11 protein-coding genes and 1 pseudogene are annotated in these 16,630 nt (G+C 75.6%); 4 read left to right on the top strand and 8 right to left on the bottom strand.

Annotation, left to right across the window (positions count from 1 at the left end; all coding sequences use genetic code 11):
- The 3 genes from QRN89_RS28650 (at position 1) to QRN89_RS28640 (ending at position 5,806) form a co-directional block, all read left to right on the top strand.
- Positions 1–4,245: an SAV_2336 N-terminal domain-related protein gene (locus QRN89_RS28650; RefSeq protein ID WP_290352303.1), complete on the top strand. Its 4,245-nt coding sequence runs from the start codon at positions 1–3 to the stop codon at positions 4,243–4,245.
- Positions 4,246–4,521: 276 nt separating this feature from the next.
- The gene (locus tag QRN89_RS28645) at positions 4,522–5,013 is read left to right on the top strand and encodes an NUDIX domain-containing protein (protein ID WP_290352302.1); all 492 of its coding nucleotides are present in this window, start codon (positions 4,522–4,524) and stop codon (positions 5,011–5,013) included.
- 76 nt (positions 5,014–5,089) lie between these two features.
- Complete coding sequence (locus QRN89_RS28640; RefSeq protein WP_290352301.1) at positions 5,090–5,806, top strand: SIR2 family NAD-dependent protein deacylase; 717 nt, start codon at positions 5,090–5,092, stop codon at positions 5,804–5,806.
- Between the two features lie 192 nt (positions 5,807–5,998).
- Here the strand turns inward: QRN89_RS28640 and QRN89_RS28635 are convergent, their stop codons facing one another.
- The 5 genes from QRN89_RS28635 to QRN89_RS28615 all read right to left on the bottom strand — a co-directional run bounded on the left by QRN89_RS28635 (position 5,999) and on the right by QRN89_RS28615 (position 11,779).
- Positions 5,999–6,493 (bottom strand): methylated-DNA--[protein]-cysteine S-methyltransferase, encoded by a 495-nt coding sequence (locus QRN89_RS28635; RefSeq protein ID WP_290352300.1) that lies wholly within the window; start codon positions 6,491–6,493, stop codon positions 5,999–6,001.
- Between the two features lie 18 nt (positions 6,494–6,511).
- Positions 6,512–7,993: an AlkA N-terminal domain-containing protein gene (locus QRN89_RS28630; RefSeq protein WP_290353896.1), complete on the bottom strand. Its 1,482-nt coding sequence runs from the start codon at positions 7,991–7,993 to the stop codon at positions 6,512–6,514.
- Positions 7,994–8,210: 217 nt separating this feature from the next.
- Positions 8,211–9,539: an LCP family protein gene (locus QRN89_RS28625; protein WP_290352299.1), complete on the bottom strand. Its 1,329-nt coding sequence runs from the start codon at positions 9,537–9,539 to the stop codon at positions 8,211–8,213.
- Positions 9,540–9,675: 136 nt separating this feature from the next.
- On the bottom strand, positions 9,676–10,197 hold the full coding sequence (locus QRN89_RS28620) for an O-acetyl-ADP-ribose deacetylase (RefSeq protein WP_290352298.1): 522 nt from the start codon (positions 10,195–10,197) through the stop codon (positions 9,676–9,678).
- A gap of 157 nt (positions 10,198–10,354) precedes the next feature.
- On the bottom strand, positions 10,355–11,779 hold the full coding sequence (locus tag QRN89_RS28615) for a phytoene desaturase family protein (protein ID WP_290352297.1): 1,425 nt from the start codon (positions 11,777–11,779) through the stop codon (positions 10,355–10,357).
- Positions 11,780–11,866: 87 nt separating this feature from the next.
- Here QRN89_RS28615 and QRN89_RS28610 point away from each other — a divergent pair.
- Positions 11,867–12,665 (top strand): annotated as a pseudogene (locus tag QRN89_RS28610) (nucleotidyltransferase domain-containing protein).
- Positions 12,666–12,976: 311 nt separating this feature from the next.
- Here the strand turns inward: QRN89_RS28610 and QRN89_RS28605 are convergent.
- The 3 genes from QRN89_RS28605 to QRN89_RS28595 form a co-directional block, all read right to left on the bottom strand.
- The gene (locus QRN89_RS28605) at positions 12,977–13,717 is read right to left on the bottom strand and encodes a Type 1 glutamine amidotransferase-like domain-containing protein (RefSeq protein ID WP_290352296.1); all 741 of its coding nucleotides are present in this window, start codon (positions 13,715–13,717) and stop codon (positions 12,977–12,979) included.
- A gap of 73 nt (positions 13,718–13,790) precedes the next feature.
- The gene (locus QRN89_RS28600) at positions 13,791–14,648 is read right to left on the bottom strand and encodes an inositol monophosphatase family protein (RefSeq protein WP_290352295.1); all 858 of its coding nucleotides are present in this window, start codon (positions 14,646–14,648) and stop codon (positions 13,791–13,793) included.
- Positions 14,649–14,755: 107 nt separating this feature from the next.
- Complete coding sequence (locus tag QRN89_RS28595) at positions 14,756–16,552, bottom strand: gamma-glutamyltransferase family protein (protein ID WP_290352294.1); 1,797 nt, start codon at positions 16,550–16,552, stop codon at positions 14,756–14,758.
- Between the last annotated feature and the right edge of the window lie 78 nt (positions 16,553–16,630).

The raw sequence follows: 16,630 nt of genomic DNA, 5'->3' as shown, positions 1-16,630 counted from the left end.
GTGTGGCGGGAGCTGCACCGGGTCCTCGGTGACAGCGGGATCCAACTGGCGCACGAGGAGCTGCTGGACGCCGTGTGGCTGGCGGGGCGGCTGCCTCCTGGGGCCTCGTCGGCCCTCGCCGCAGCGGCCGGCTCCTCGGCGGGGTCGCCCGTGACTCCCTCCGAGGAAGAGGCCGAGGCGCCCGGGAGGACCGCGGCCCCCTCCTGCGGGACACCGCCCACCGGGCCGCGGCCGACCGGGCAGCACGGCTCCGAGGACGCGGCGGCCCCCGAACGTCCGGGTCGGCGGCCGCGGATGCCCGCGGGCACCGGGCTGCACGGCGCCCCGGCCGCACCCGGCCCCGTCCTCCCGGTATCGGCCGCGTCCTCCCGCGTGCCACCGCGCCGCCCCGCCGTGCCGGTGCGCGCCCCGGAGGCCCGGGCACTGGCCTCGGCCGAGCTGCGCCTGGGCCGTGCGCTGCGGCCGCTGAAGCAGCTGCGGCCCGACGGGCGGGCCCGCGAGATGGACGAGCCGGCCACGGTGACCGCCATGGCCGAGACCGGGCTGCCGGACGTGGTGCTGCGTCCCGCCCGGACCCGCTGGCTCGATCTGGCGCTGCTGGTGGACGACGGGGTGTCGATGCTGCTGTGGCAGCGACTCGCGACCGAGACCCGGCGGCTGCTCGAACGCAGCGGCGCGTTCCGCGACATCCGGGTGTACTCGCTCGACAGCAGGAGCCCCGACGCCCCGGTACTGGGCCACCACCCCTTCGCCAAGGACCCGGCGCCGCTTCCGCTGACCGCGGTCGCCGACCCCTGCGGACACACCCTGATGCTCGTCGTCAGCGACGGGGTGGGCCCGGCCTGGCGGGACGGCCGGATGCACCGGGCCCTTGAACGGGCCGCCGCGCTCGGCCCGACCGCCGTGCTGCACGCCCTGCCGCGGCGCCTGTGGGACGGCTCGGGCATCCGCGCCGAACCGTGGCGCGTGACCACCCTGCGGCGTGGCGCCGCCAACCGCACCTGGCGGGTCGCCGACCCGGTGCTGCCGCCCGGACTCGCCCCGTACACCGGGGTTCCCGTGCCGGTGCTGGCTCCCGACCCCGACTCCGTGGGGGCCTGGGCCCGGCTCGTCGGCTCGTCCGGCACGTCGGTGGTACTGCCCCTGCTGGCGCCGCGCGACCCGGCCCGCCCGTACGCCGCGACGCGCACGGGAGGCGGGGACGGTCTGCTGCGGTTCCGGGACGCCGCCTCCCCCCAGGCCTACCGGCTGGCGGCGCATCTGGCGGCGGTGGCGCCGGTGTCGGTGCCGGCGATGCGGCTGGTCCAGGACGCCCTGGGCCCTGAGGTCGACACAGGCCATCTGGCGGAGGTGTTCCTCGGCGGGCTGATGCGCGGGGCCGACGGCCGGGAGGGGGATCTGCTGCCGCAGCACCGCGGGTTCGACTTCGCGGAGGACACCCGGCGCATCCTGCTGGACACGGTGCCGCCGCCGGACCTGGTGCGCACCACCCGCGCCGTCACCCTGCGCATGGCCGAACTCGCCGACGGGACGGCCGGATTCCCCGCCTGGCTGCCGCATCCTTCGGGCCGGGACATGCTCGCCGGGGGCACGCGGCCGTTCGGCTGGGTGGACGCCCGGCTGCTGCGGCGCCTCGGCATGCCGGCACCGGCCGCCGCGGGGCCGGCCGGGAGGGAACGCGGTTCTGCGGGACCGGATTCCGCGGGGCCGGCCGGGACGGATCCGGGTGCTGCGGGGCCGGGATCCGAGGGGCAGGGTTCCGCGGGGCCGGCCGGGTCTGATCCGGGTGCTGCGGGGCCGCATTCCGCGGCGTCTGCCGGGACGGAACCGGCCGCGGCCCAGGAGGTGCACGGCCTGGCCCGGGCAGCGGAGGCCCCGGCCACGGCTCCGACCGCGGTCTCCCCCGCACCCGCGGACACCCCGGCGCGCACGGAGTCGGCGTCCCCGGGGCCCGCGGCACCCAGGGCGGCGGACGGGTCCTCCCCCGTGCTGCCGGCCTCCCCCGTGCTGCCGATCTCCCCCGTGCTGCCGATCTCCCCCGTACTGCCGTCGTTCGTCGACCGGCCCGGCACCGGCTGGGTGTCCCGACACCCCTCGGAGGAACCGCGTTCCGCCGGCCCCTACCGGCTCGTCGCCCGAAGGGTCCCCGGCCGGCCGCGGATCGGCGTCTTCCTCGGCACGGCCGGCAACCACGGCTCGCACGTCCTGCTGCGCGTGCCCGGGTCACCGGACCGGGACACGGCCGTGGGCCTGCTGGCCACCGAGGCCGAGGCACTGATCCGGATCGGCGCGGCCCACGCTCCGCGGCTCCTCGGGGTGAGCACCCGCAGCGGGACGGGGTGGCTGGCCACCGAGTTCCTGACCGACCCGGCGACCGGCGACCCCGCGGACACCCTGCACACCCATCACGCCCGCCACGGCTCCTTCTCCCGCGAGCGGTTCCTTTCCGTGGGGAGGCAGTTCGCCGCCGCCATGGCGAAGGCCCACGCCGAGGACCTGGTGCACGGCACGCTCCTCCCCGGCTCGGTGCTGATCGCCGGCGACGACGTCCGGGTGGCGGGCTGGACGACCGCGTCGGTCGACGGCGGGAGCAGCCCGCTCCGGGGGATGTCACTCCAACCGGTCGAGTACGAGGCGCCCGAACTCACCGGCTCCCCCGAGGGACCCACCAGGGCCTCGGACATGTACGCGGTGGGGTCGCTCCTCCTCGCGGCCGCGAGCGGCCGGTGGGGAACGTCCTTCTCCAGCACGGCCGTTCCGCCCCTGCCCGGAGTACCCGCGGAGGTGTCCGCGCTGCTCGCCGACTGCGTCGCCCGGGATCCGGCGGCGCGTCCCTCCGCGGAAGAACTGCTGTGGGCGTTCGACCCGGCGAACCGCCCGGCGCTCCCCGCCCTCCCCGCCGTCCCGCTCGGTGAGGACGACGGGGGCCGGTCGGTCCGGCTCGACGCCAACGGGCCGGAGCACGGCGGTATCGGCCCGCACGGCCTGGTGCGGGGCGGGTCCGACGCCGAACGCCGGGCCCTGCTCACCGGTGTCGTGCGGCGGCTCGCCGAGTCCTGCTCCCCCGACGCCCTCACGGTCGTCTGCGCCGGTCACGACGCGGCGCTGCCCGGCTCCCCGCTCGCCGCGCTGCCGCACACGGGGTGGTGCGACAGCGTCGGCGGCCGGCCCGCGCGACTGCGCGAGCTGACGGCGCTGCTGCTCAGGGAGCGCAGGCGGCGGGGGACGGCGGCCCGCGCCGCCGGCCTGCCACGGCTCCTCGTCGTCCTCGACGACTTCGACCGGATCGCCGGCAGCGAGGAGCCGTTCTTCGCACTGGCCGACGAGGTCAGGGCCGTCAGCGCCTGCGCGGGCATCCATGTGCTCATGGCGCAGCACACCGGTCGCAGCCCGCTCGTGGATCTGCTCGGCCCCTCGTACACGATCGAGCTCACCCCGCCCCGGGCCCGGCTGCGGCACGGCGAGGGCCCGGCCGTGGACTTCAGCCCCGTGCGCGCCGACGGCGGGCCCGCACGGGGCTGGGACCACGGCGAACGGCACGCCCACGGGGTGGCGCTGCTGCGCGAGGGCCGCGCCGAACTCGCCCTGCGGATGCTCGGTGACGCCGTCACGGCACGGGAGAAGGCACTCGGCCCCGAGCACGGGGCCACGCTGGCCTCCCGCCACGAGCACGCCCGGACCCTGCTGGCGCTCGGCAGGCACGCGGAGGCCCTCGACGCGTACCGGCACGTCGCCCGCGTCCGGGCGCGCGTGCTCGGCTCCGACCACACGGACACCCTGGACGCCCGGCAGCAGGCGGCCCGTGCGCTCGGGCGGCTGGGCCGCCACAGCGAGGCGCTGACGCTGTACCTCGAAGTGCTCTCCAGGCGCGAGCGGGTGCAGGGCACGACACACGAGGACACCATGCGCTGCCGGCACGACGTCGCCTCCGCGCTCCGGTCGACGGGCAGGCTCACCGAGGCGTACAAGGTGGCGCGCGAGACCTACCGCGCCCGTACGGAGGTACTGGGCGAACTGCACGCCGACACCCTCCTCTCCCTGTACGAACTGGCGCACACGGCGGCCGGGACGGAGCGCTGGGAGGAGGCCGCCGCACGGTACGGGGCGGTGGCCGCGGGCTGGACCCGCACCCTGGGCGCCGGCCATGCCGACACCGTGGCGGCCGGACGCAACGCCGCCGCGGCACGGCGGCGGGCGGGCGGCCCGAGGACTCCGCCCGGGCCGACGCCGGGGAGCCGTCCCTAGGGCGTGACCGAACGGGTCACCGGGATCCGTCCCGTGTGAACTCCGGTGCCTCCCCTGCAAGTTGCCCGCCGCCCGTCCCTCCCCGACGCCCTGCCGCCCGCTCGTGCGCCGGGCACCGCCGCCTGCTCGTGCGCCGCGCACCGCCGTTCGTCCGCGGCCGCCCCTCCGCCCTCGTCCGCCGCCCCCCTCGTCCGCCGTCCCGACGCAGGTGTCCGCGACCCCCGGGTCCCGCAGGTTCACGATCTCCGGATCGCGCGCGCCCACTACGCTTCCCGGGTGACCACCGACGCGTACGCCACCTACATCGCCGCCCTGCCCCGCGTGCTCTCCGGCGCCGCGGCCCTCTTCCGGGACGCCGAGGGCCGAGCGCTGCTCGTGGAACCCAACTACCGCCCCGGATGGGCGCTTCCGGGCGGGACGATCGAGTCCGACGCCGGGGAGACGCCCCGGGAGGCCGCACGGCGGGAGACGCTGGAGGAGATCGGGCTGGACGTCGTGCCCGGCCGGCTGCTCGCCGTCGACTGGGTCCGGGGGCCGGGTCGCCCCCCGATCGTCGCGTACGTCTACGACGGCGGCGTGCTCGACGACCGGCAGCTCTCGGCGATCAGGCTCCAGGAGGAGGAACTGGTCTCGTGGAAGCTGGTGCCGCGGGAGGACATCACCCAGTACCTGCTCGGCTCGCTCGGCCTGCGCGTACTCGCCGCACTGGACGCCCTGGCGGCGGACACGGCTCCCGTCGAGCTGGTCGACGGCCGCCCGGTGCGCTGAACCCGGCGCCGCACGGGCCGGCACGTGCGGCGAATTCCGGTCGCCCGTCCCACGGCCCGCTGCGTACGCTCACGGCATGACCATGGTCGCGATTCTCAGCGGAGCCGGTATCTCCACGGACTCCGGCATCCCCGACTACCGCGGGCCCAACGGCCTGTGGCGGCGCGATCCGGGGGCCGAGAAGCTGGTCACCTACGAGCACTACATGGCCGACCCGGACATTCGCCGGCGCTCGTGGCGCATGCGCCTCGACGGTCCCGTCCTGCGCGCCGAGCCGAACGCCGCGCACCTCGCCATCGCCGAGTTCGAACGCAGCGGGCACGCGCTCCGGGTGATCACGCAGAACGTGGACGGACTGCACCAGAGAGCGGGGGTCCCGGACCGCAAGGTCCTCGAACTGCACGGCACGGCACGGGCAGTGGTGTGCACCGGCTGCCACGCACGGTCGTCCATGGAGGACGCGCTGGAACGGGTGAAGGCGGGCGATGCCGATCCGGCGTGCACCTCCTGCGGGGGAATCCTGAAGTCGGCGACGGTCATGTTCGGACAGCGTCTCGATCCTGTGGTGCTCGGGGAGTCGATGGGCATCGCGAAGGCCTCCGAGGTCTTCATCGCGGTGGGCTCCAGCCTCCAGGTGCAGCCGGCCGCCTCGCTCGCCGGGGTCGCGGCCGAGCACGGGGCCCGGTTGATCATCGTGAACGCCGAGCCGACCCCGTACGACGAACTCGCCGACGAGGTCGTGCGCGAGCCGATCGGAACGGCACTGCCCGCGCTGCTGCGGCGGCTGCGCTGATCACCGGCCGCGGGCAGGGAGCCTGCCGATGGTGCCCCGGCGGCGGGGCCCGTGGTCACGGACTCCCCCGAGCGGCTCGGAAGCCGGCGCGGGGCGCGGGCTCGGTCGGCCGTGCGGGCGCCGCCCCCGCTCCGTACGCACGGGCGCGTACGGGGGCCGCCGTCCGGGCACTGAGAACGGCCCGTCGTCGACTCAGAACAGCCCGTCGTCGGGAACGCCCCGTTCGAAGGCCAGCAGCCGCTGCTTGCGGTCCAGTCCGCCGCCGTACCCCGTCAGACCGCCGGAGGCGCCGATCACCCGGTGGCAGGGAACGATGATCCCGATGGGGTTCTTCCCGTTGGCGAGACCCACGGCGCGGGAGGCGCCCGTGCTGCCCAGTGACCCGGCCAGCTCGCCGTAGGTGCGGGTCTCGCCGTACGGGATCAGCAGCAGCTGCTCCCAGACGGCGCGCTGGAAAGGCGTGCCCGCGAGGTGCAGGGGCAGGTCGAACTCCTTCAGGTCGCCGGCGAAGTAGGCGTCGAGCTGGCGGATCACCTCGCGGAAGGGGCGCGGGTCGGGATCGCCGAAGGTCTCCTCGCCGGGGCGGTGGCGCTGCTCGGTCATGTACAGCCCGCTCAGTACGGAGTCGGTGGCGACGAGGGTGAGCGGGCCGTACGGGCTGTCGGTGACGGTGTGGGTGCGGCTCATGGGGCGGTCTCTGCTTCCTCAGGAGGGGAGACGGTTGATCGGGTGGTCGCCGGTGGCCCAGAGGTACTGGACGGCGTAGGCGCGCCAGGGCCGCCAGGCGGCGGCGCGGGCGGTGAGCGCGGCGGGTGTCGACGGCAGCCCGAGGCCGGCGGCGGCGTGCCGGATGCCGAGGTCCGTGGGCAGGAACGCGTCCGGGTCGCCGAGTGCCCGCATCGCGATGACCTCCACGGTCCACGGGCCGAACCCGGGCAGCTCGGAGAGCCGGGCGCGGGCTTCGTTCCAGTCGCTGTCGGGGCCCAGGCGGAGCGTGCCGTCGGCGAGGGCGCCGAACAGTGTGGTGAGGGTGGTGCGGCGGCTGCGCGGGAACGCCAGCGTCCCCGGGTCGACGGTGGCCAGGGCCCCCGGGCCGGGGAAGAGGTGGGTGAGGCCGCCCTCGGGGTCCTGTACGGGGGTGCCGTGGGCGGTGACCAGCCGGGCGGCGTGGGTGCGGGCGGCCGCGGTGGAGACCTGCTGGCCGAGGACGGCCCGTACCGCGAACTCCGCGGCGTCGACGGTGCGCGGCACTCGCCGCCCGGGCGCCTTGTCCACGAGCGGCGCGAGCAGCGGGTCGGTACGCAGCTGGTCGTCCACGGCGACCGGGTCGGCGTCCAGGTCGAGCATCCGGCGGCAGACGCTGATGGCGAACGTGAGGTCGCGGTGGTCGGTGAGGGACAGTCGGCACGCGATGTGATCCGGGCGAGGGGCCAGGGCCACGATGCCGTGGCCGTTCGGCAGGGTGAGCGTGCGGCGGTACCAGCCGTCGCGCCACTCCTCCACGCCGGGGACCGCGGTCGCGGCCAGATGCCCGAAGAGGTTGTCGGGGTTGAGCGGCGCGCGGAACGGGAGGCGGAGCGTGAGCACGCCCGGCACTGCGGGGAGCGCCGCCCCGCCGCGCCGGGTCGCGGCGCGGGTCCGCAGTTCGCCCGGGGCCAGCGCGAACACCTCGCGGACGGTGTCGTTGAAGGTCCGGATGGAGGAGAAACCCGCGGCGAACGCCACCTGGGCCATGGGCAGCGAGGTCGTCTCCACGAGGAGCCGCGCGGTCTGTGCGCGCTGGGCCCGGGCGAGCGCGAGCGGGCCCGCGCCGACCTCGGCGAGCAACTGCCGCTCGATCTGACGGGTCGAGTACCCCAGCCGCGCCGCGAGGCCGGTCACGCCCTCCCGGTCGACGACCCCGTCCTGGATCAGGCGCATCGCACGGGCCACGGCGTCGGCACGGGCGTTCCACTCCGGCGATCCCGGGCTGGTGTCCGGCCGGCACCGCTTGCAGGCCCGGAACCCGGCCTGCTGGCAGGCCGCCGCGCTGGGGTGGAAGGTCATGTTCTCGGCCTTGGGCGGAACGGCGGGGCAACTGGGCCGGCAGTAGATCCGCGTCGTCAGCACGGCGGTGAAGAACCACCCGTCGAACCGCGCGTCCTTGGACCGTACGGCCCGTACGCAGCGCTCGGTGTCGGTGTGCATGGACGTGTGCACGTCGGAAGGCATGACTCCAGCATCGTCCATGGTGAGGGGCGACGCTGGCGAAAAAACGACATCACCGCGGGGAGGGAGGGACGGCCTCACCGACGAGCGGGCGGGGCGGGGGCGCTTCCGCGCTACGGGCCGGGCGGGCGGACGCGGTCCGGGCGGGGGCCGGCCACGGCCACGGCCACTGCCACGGCTACGGCTACGGCTACGGCTACGACGGTTGCGACGGCGAACCGGCGCAGCGGAGCCGGTCCGCGGTGACCGGCGCGCCCTCGGCGAGGTTGCGGTCGTAGGTGACCGTCCTCACCGCGGCGGGCTCGGAGCCGACGGCGACGTCGAAGACGCCGTCGGCTCGGGTGACCGCCTGAAGGCGTGCGCCGGGGAGCGCGGCCGCCAGGGTGGCCGCGTCGGCTTCGCGCCCGGCCGGGTAGGTGATCACCGGCGGACCCGCGGGCCGCACGGCGGGGGCCGACGCGGAGGTGTCCGTCACCACGAACTTGCTGCGCCGCAGCGCCGTGGCGACCTTCGCGTCGTCGACGTGCACCTTGATCCCGGCGGGGTTGGTCTCGGCGCGGGTCTCGGGCACGGGCAGGATGCGGGTGTCGCCGGTGATGGGGCGGTCCGCGCGCAGGGCCTCCCACAGGGCCCGGGAGCGCGACTCGTGCCAGAGCAGCGTGGAACCCACGCCGGGCACGCGGTGGTCGAAGTGCGCGATCGGTACGGTGGCGAACTCCATCCGGTCGGCCGGCAGCCGCCCCAGCGTCCAGCCGATGCCGATGAGGTCGTTCATGCCCGTACGGTCGTCGGTGCGAACGGACTTGAGCAGCCGGCGTGCCGTGTCCGCCGCCTTCACGGGGTCGGCCAGCGCCCCGCGTACGGTCAGCCCGTCGAGCATGTCGGCGAGCAGGCGCTGCTGACGGCGGACCCGGCCGAGGTCCCCCGGGGGGTTGAGGTGCCGCGCCCGGGCGTAGCCGAGCGCCTTGTTCCCGTCGAGGTGATGCGTGCCCGTGGTGACGTCGAGGCCGGAGTTCTCGTCCTTGAGCGGCTTGTCCGTGCACACGGTGGCACCACCGAGGTCGTTGACGGCCTGTTCGAATCCGGTGAAGCCCGTCTCCAGGTAGTGGTCGACGCTCAGGCCCGTGACCTTCTCCACGGTGCGCACCGCCAGCGGACCGCGGCCGATCTTGAAGGCGCCGTTGATCTTCCCGCGCGGGGCGGCCCCGGCCGTGCCCTCGGGCGTGGCGTATTCGACGTAGCTGTCGCGGGGGACGGAGACGACGCTCGCGCGACGCCGGTCCTCGGAAAGGTGAACGAGCATCATCACGTCGGTGCAGTCACAGCCTTCACCGCCGACGTGCAGGCGGCGCTTCTCGCCGGCCGAGAGACCGGCGCGGCTGTCGATGCCGACGATCAGGATGTTGGTGCCGCGGCCGGTGTCCCGGGCGGCGGGTTCACCAGCGGCGGGGGCGGCCTGCGCGCCGAGCCAGGGCCAGGAGGCGAGGCCGGCCAGCACGGTCAGTCCTGCGGTCAGACGGCGCATCGGACACCCCCGGGAGGATCATCACGGAATACGCGTGACGTTAACCGGACGATCGGGGAGGTCGGTGTCAGGCGGCCGGGGCGCGCCGTCGCGGGGGCCGTCGGTCACCCGCGTTGGCCAACGGACGGACCGTCGGTCAGTCAGTGTGGGCCGCGAACGCGTCGTAAGCCGGCTCGTCGAAGAGCACGAAGCGGACCTCCTCCACCGAGGTCGTCCCCGTGTTCCGGACCGTCTCGGTGGCGATGCGGGCGCCGTCGTCCATCGGCCACCCGTAGACGCCGGTGGAGATGGCGGGGAAGGCGACCGTACGCGCACCGAGTTCGTCCGCCACCCGCAGCGATTCGCGGTAGCAGGAAGCCAGCTGCTCGGAGCGGTCCTCGGAGCGGCTGTGGACCGGGCCGACCGTGTGGATGACCCACCGGGCCGGCAGCCTCCCGGCCGTGGTCGCGACGGCCCGGCCGGTCGGCAGGCCCTTGCCGTAGTGGGAGGCCCGCAGTCCCCGGCACTCCTCCAGGATCTCCGGTCCGCCGCGTCGGTGGATCGCCCCGTCCACCCCTCCCCCGCCGAGGAGGGAGGAGTTCGCGGCGTTGACGACGGCGTCGACGTCCTGCTCGGTGATGTCTCCGCGGACGAGCGTGATCGTGGGGCGGCCGTTCATGGCCCCATCATGCCGCCGCCTGACGCCTCCCGTCGATCGCTTGCCGGCCGGGTGCCGGAACGACCGGCCGGGTCACGGGACGGCATGACGGACGGGGAGCGGGTCGGGCGGAGGGCGGGACGGGCTGTCGGCGGCACAGGGGTCGCCCGGCCGTCACTCAGCGGTCGCCGCCGCGACGCAGATGCCGCCACACCGCCTTGGCCGCGTTGTGCCCCGGCATCCCGTGCACACCCGGGCCGGGCGGGGTCGCGGACGAGCACAGGAAGACCGCGGGATGCGGGGTGCGGTACGGGAACAGCGTCGGCCTGGGGCGCAGCAGCAGCTGGATGCCGCTCGCGGCTCCGCACGCGATGTCGCCGCCCACGTAGTTGGCGTTGCGCGCGGCCAGTTGCGGCGGCCCGGCGACGGCCCGGGCGAGCACCAGATCGCGGAAGCCGGGGGCGAAGCGCTCGATCTGGCGCTCCATGGCGTCCGTGAGGTCGCCCTCCCAGCCGTGCGGGACGTGGCCGTAGGCCCAGAAGACGTGCTTGCCCTCGGGGGCGCGGGAAGGGTCGACCAGCGAGGGCTGCGCGGTGATCAGGAACGGTGTCCCGGGGGCACGGCCGCCGGAGGCCTGGCGGAGGGCTGTGTCGATCTCCCGGCTGCTGGGTCCGATCTGGACGGTCCCGGCGCGGCGCGGAGCCTCCGCCGTCCAGGGGACCGGCCCGTCCAGGGCGTAATCGATCTTGAAGACGCTCGCTCCGTACCGGTAGCCGTCGTAGACCCGGCCCAGGCCGGCGATCCGGGCGAGCGCGGTGGGAGAGGTGTCGAAGACATAGGCGCGGGCGGGCGGCAGGTCGTCGAGACGCTTGATCTCGGTGCCGGTGTGGATCGTGCCGCCGCAGTCGCGTACGTACGCGGCGAGGGCGTCGGAGATCGACTGCGAACCGCCCCGGGGCAGCGGCCAGCCGACGGAGTGCGCGGCGAGGGCGAAGACCAGGCCGACCGCGCCGGTGCCGATCCCGGTCAGGGGGCCGATCACATGGGCGGCGAGCCCGGCGAACAGGGCACGGGCCCGGTCGTCGCGGAACCGGCGCATCAGCCAGGTGACGGGAGGCAGCCCGTCGATGCCGAAGCGGGCCAGGGTGAGCGGATCGCGCGGCAGGGCGCTGAGCGGCAGGGACATGAAGTCCCGGACGAGGGTCTCCCACTTGCAGAGGTAGGGCGCGACCAGCCGGCGATAGGCCCCGGCGTCACGGGGCCCGAACGAGGCCGCGGTCTCCGAGACGGACCGGGAGAGAACGGCGGCGGTGCCGTCGTCGAACGGGTGGGCCATGGGCAGCGGGGGCTGCAGCCACTCCAGCCCGTACCGCGCGAGGGGCATGGCGTTGAACGCCGGCGAGCCCGCGCCCAGCGGATGCACCGCGGAGCAGGGGTCGTGCCGGAAGCCCGGGAGCGTGAGCTCCTCGGTCCTGGCGCCGCCGCCGACGGTGTCCAGGGCCTCGAACACGGCGACCGAGAACCCGCGGCGCGCCAACTCGGCGGCTGCGGTCAGTCCGTTGGGCCCTGCCCCCACGACGACGGCATCGAGCATCGACGGCACCTTGGGACTCCTTCGTCAGCCGGTGGCCAAGGGATCCAGGATATTCGCCCGCGCCGACAACGCCGCCGGGGGTAGCGTTCCCCGGTGATGGACGAGGTGATCGGGACGATGGCCGCCCGGCTCGCGGAGGTGCGGGGCGTACGCGCCGTCGCCCTCGGAGGCAGCCGGGCCCGCGTGGCGCACCGGCCCGGTTCGGACTGGGACCTGGGCGTCCACTACCGCGGCGGCGTCGAGGTGGCGGGGCTCGCCCGCTCGCCGAGGAGCTGACCGGCGGGCCCGTGGAGGTCGCGGGCCCGGCGGCTGGGGGCCATGGGTGAACTGCGGCGCCTGGCTGACCGTGGACGGGGCCCGCGTCGACTGGATCCTGCGCGATCCGGACCGGGTGGATCGGGTCTGGGCGGACTGCCGGGCGGGTCGTTGCGAGGTGGGCGTGCAGGCGGGGCACCCGCTGGGGTTCTGGTCGCCCGCATACGCCGGCGAGGTGGCCCTGTGCCGGGTCCTCGCCGATCCCGCGGGCGAGCTGACCGCGCTTCGGGCGGCGACGGCGGCGTACCCGGAACCCCTGCGCGCGGCCCTGGTCGGGGCGGCGTGGGAGGCCGGCTTCTCGGTGGCCGCTGCGGCGAAGTCCGCGCCGGGCGGCGACGTGCCGCACGTCGGGCTGTGCCTGTCGAGGGCGTTCGGCGTGCTCGTGCAGTCGCTCCACGCGTACCACCGTGTGTGGTGCCTCAACGAGAAGGGCGCGCCGGCCGCCGCTGCGGCCCTGCCCGCGGCTCAGCCGGACCTCGTCCCCCGGGTCGAAACGGCACAGCGCGGCCTCGGCCCGCGGGCCGTGGAATCGGCCGCCGCCCTGACGGCGGAGATCCGCGGGGCCATGGCCCTGCCGTGACCGGCGGGCCGGGCCGGAACCCAGGCGGGCCGGTGCCCAGGCGGCCGGAGACGGCACCCGGCACGCCCACGACCGGCGCGCCGTCCACCCGGAGGTCCGGCCGGGGTGCCGTCCTCCACGACCGGCGCGCCGTCCACCCGGAGGTCCGGCCGGGGTGCCGTCCGGCCGCCCCGTCCCCGCGCGGCCCCCACCCGGAGCCCGCTCGCGAGCCGCAGCCGGGGCCGGTCGGGAGCAGTGTGCGCGGGAAGCGGAGAGCGGGCCCCGGAACCGGGTCCGCTCGGAAGCGGAGTGCGCGCGGAAGCCGGGTCCGCTCAGGAGCGGGGTGCGGGCAGGCGGCGCGGGGCGATGCGCTCCTCGACCGCCCTGTCGCCCTCCCGGACGACGAGGTACGCGCGCTTCCCCGGCTGCTCGCTGACGGCCTCGACGAGTTCGGTGCCCCGGTAGACGAGGCCCACCCCGTCGTCGGTGCAGTGGGTGACCGGCAGGGTGCCGTCCGCGACCAGGCGGTGCACCAGGGGGCGGCGGCCGAGGTCGCTGTCGTAGTGCACGCCGTTGCCGTAGGGGAGGAAGCCGAGCGCGTCGGTGAGCGGTCGCAGCCGGGGTCCGAAGGAGTCGGTGGTCCCGCCCCGGAACCAGCAGATCGAGCCCGCGCTGACCCCGCTGAGCACGACCCCCGCCTCCCAGGCGCGACGCAGCACGGCGTCCAGGCCGTGCACCCGCCACACGGCGAGCAGGTTCGCCACCGAACCGCCCATGACCCAGACGACGTCGTGGTCGAGGACGGCGCCCTCGATGTCCTCGATGTTGGGCATCGGGAAGAGATGAAGGGGTGTCAGGTCGAATCCGGCCGCACGGGCGGCCTCACCCATGCGGAAGGCGAAGTGCTCGGCGTCACCGATGGCGGTGCCGACGTACATGATCCGGGGTCGGCGCCCGTGGACCCCGGACAGCTCGACGGCGTGGTGGACCAGCGAGTCGAACGCCACGCGCGTGCGGTCGCCGACGCGGTGTCCGCCCGAGGTGGCGAGGATGGTGGGCTCGGCGGCAGTCATGGCGCGACCCTACCGGCCGGGTGCACGGTCCTCCCGGCCCGTGCCCCCTCCTGCTCCGCTCCCCCGGTTCCGCCTATTCCGCGCCGGAGACGAGGAGTTCGTGGACGAGCCGTGCGGTCGCCGCGTCCCGCGCCGCCGTGAACGGCAGGGCGTTGCCGCCCGTGATGCGGAACCGCTCGCCGGTCAGCGTCAGATCCGTGCCGCCGGCCTCCTCGACGAGCAGCAGCCCCGCCGCGTGGTCCCACGCGTTCTCCCAGGAGAAGGCGACGGCGTCGAGCTCACCCCGGGCCACGGCGAGGTACTCCAGGCCCGCGGAGCCGCACGGCCGGGAGTGGACGCCCTCGGTGCGGAGCGCGAGCAGGGCCCGCTTCTCCTGAGGCGTCGTGAAGTCCGGGTGCGACATGGCCACCTGGAGGACCTGGCCGGGCTCCGGAGCGCCCGACCGTATCACCGAGCCGTCGACCCGGGCGCCGTGACCGCGCACCGCGACCGCCATCTCGTCGAGGGCCGGGGCGTACGTCCACGACGCGAGCACCTCCCCGTGCCGGGCCAGCGCGACGAGCGTGCAGAAACCGGGGTCGCCGTGGACGAACTGCCGGGTGCCGTCGACGGGGTCGACGATCCACACGGGCGCGTCGCCCCGGATCGCCTCGTACACCCCCGCGTCCGCGTGGACGGCCTCCTCGCCCACGACCACCGAGCCGGGCAGCAGGGCCGTCAGAGACGCCGTCAGGTGCTCCTCGGCGCTGCGGTCGGCGACGGTCACCAGGTCGTGCGGACCGTTCTTCTCGACGATCTCGTGCACGGCGAGCTGGCGGAAGCGCGGCATGATCTCGGAGGCGGCCGCCTTGCGGACCGCCTCCTCGACCAGGGCGAGGGTTCCGGACTCCCAGGGGTTCCCCGTCGTGCCGGACAGAAACTCTTCGGTCATACGACCAGCTAAGCACGCCGGACCGACATTCCCGCTGCCGCCCGGCGACCGGTCGGCGGACACCTGCCGGACTCCCGGCGACGACGAGGTGAACGCGGGGTGCCGGTTCAGCGCCCCACCGCGTAACCCTGCATGCCGCGCGGGTTGGCCGCGGCGGACAGCACCCCCGTCTCCGGGTCCCGTGCGACCGCGCACAGCCTGCCCTCGGACCAGGGCCCGCCGACCGTGACGTCATGGCCGCGGCGGCGCAGCTCAGCCACGGTCTCCGGGTCCGTCCGGGACTCCACGGTGACGGACCCCGGCCGCATCGCGCGCGGGTGGAACGAGCCGGGGAAGCTGTCGGTGTGCCAGTCGGGGGCGTCGATCGCGCCCTGCAGGTCGAGCCCGCCCCGCACTCCGGCCCGGAGCGCCACGGCGAGGAAGAAGTGCGTCTGCCACTGGTCCTGCTGGTCGCCGCCCGGGGTGCCGAAGGCCATCACCGGCACCCCGTCCCGCAGTGCCAGCGAGGGGCTGAGCGTGGTGCGCGGCCGCCGCCCGGGGGTGAGGGAGTTCGGCAGGCCCGGGTCGAGCCAGGCCATCTGCAGCCGGGTGCCCAGCGGGAATCCGAGCTCCGGCACGACCGGGTTGGACTGGAGCCAGCCGCCGCTGGGCGTGGCCGCGACCATGTTGCCCCAGCGGTCCACGACGTCCAGGTGGCAGGTGTCGCCGCGGGTGGCGCCGTCCGGCGCGACGGTGGGTTCGCCGGTCCCGGCGGCCGTGCCGCCCGCGGCGCACGGACCCGGCTTCCCCGCCGCGACGGCGAGGACGTGCGCGGCGAGGGCGGGCACGCGTCCGCCGGGGCTGCCCGGACGCAGTTCGTGCGAGGCCTCGGCACCGATCAGCGCCCGCCGGCCGGCGTTGTACGGTTCCGACAGCAGCTCTTCCAGGGGCACGTCCGCGGCGTCGCCGTACCAGGCCTCCCGGTCCGCCATGGCCAGCTTGCAGCCCTCGACGAGCAGATGGATGTACTCGGCGGACCCGTACTCGGGCAACTCCGGCGGCAGCAGTGCCAGTTGCTGCAGCAGGACGGGTCCCTGGCTCCAGCCTCCCGCCTTGCACAGCGTCCAGCCCCGCCACTCGTACGTCACCGGCGCCTCGTACGAGGCCGACCAGCCGGCGAGGTCGGCCGTCGTCAGGGTGCCGGTGTGGCGGCGGCCGCTGGTGTCCGTGGTCGGTACGGACGACTGCCGCACGAGCGCCTCGGCGACGAATCCCTCGCGCCAGACGGCCCGGGCCCGCTCGATCTGCTCCGTACGGCTGCCGCCGCCGGACTCCGCGATCACGCGTCGCCACGTCGCGGCCAGGGCGGGGTTGCGCAGCGGTTCCCCGGGCCTCGGGGCGCGGCCGCCGGGCAGGTACAGCTCGGCGGAGGTGGTCCACTCCGTCTCGAACAGTTCGCGCATCGTCTCCACGGTGCCGCCGATCCGCTCGACGGGCGGGTGCCCGTCCTCGGCGTACCCGATGGCGTACTTCAGCACCTGGGCGAGCGTCCTGGTGCCGTGGTCGCGCAGCAGCAGCATCCAGGCGTCGAACGCCCCGGGCACGGCCGCGGCGAGCGGGCCGGTGCCCGGGACCAGTTCCAGTCCGAGCGACCGGTAGTGGCCGATGCCCGCCCCGGCGGGCGCCGGGCCCTGCCCGCACAGGACGCGAACCTCGCCGCCGGCGGGCGCGAGGATGACGGGCACCTCGCCGGCGGGGCCGTTGAGGTGCGGTTCGACGACGTGCAGGACGAAGCCCGCGGCCACGGCGGCGTCGAACGCGTTCCCGCCGTCCTCCAGCACGGCCATCGCGGACTGCGAGGCCAGCCAGTGGGTGGAGGACACCATGCCGAAGGTGCCCTGCAGCGTGGGCCGGGTGGTGAACATGGGGGCGGCTCCCTCGGGGCGGCGCGAACGGTCCGGTGCGGTGGGCGCTGTGGGCGTGGGGACGCCGGCGGAGCGGTG

The sequence above is a fragment of the Streptomyces sp. HUAS CB01 genome (assembly GCF_030406905.1).
Taxonomy (GTDB): domain Bacteria; phylum Actinomycetota; class Actinomycetes; order Streptomycetales; family Streptomycetaceae; genus Streptomyces; species Streptomyces chengbuensis.
This window is presented reverse-complemented; position numbering and strand designations above follow the sequence as displayed.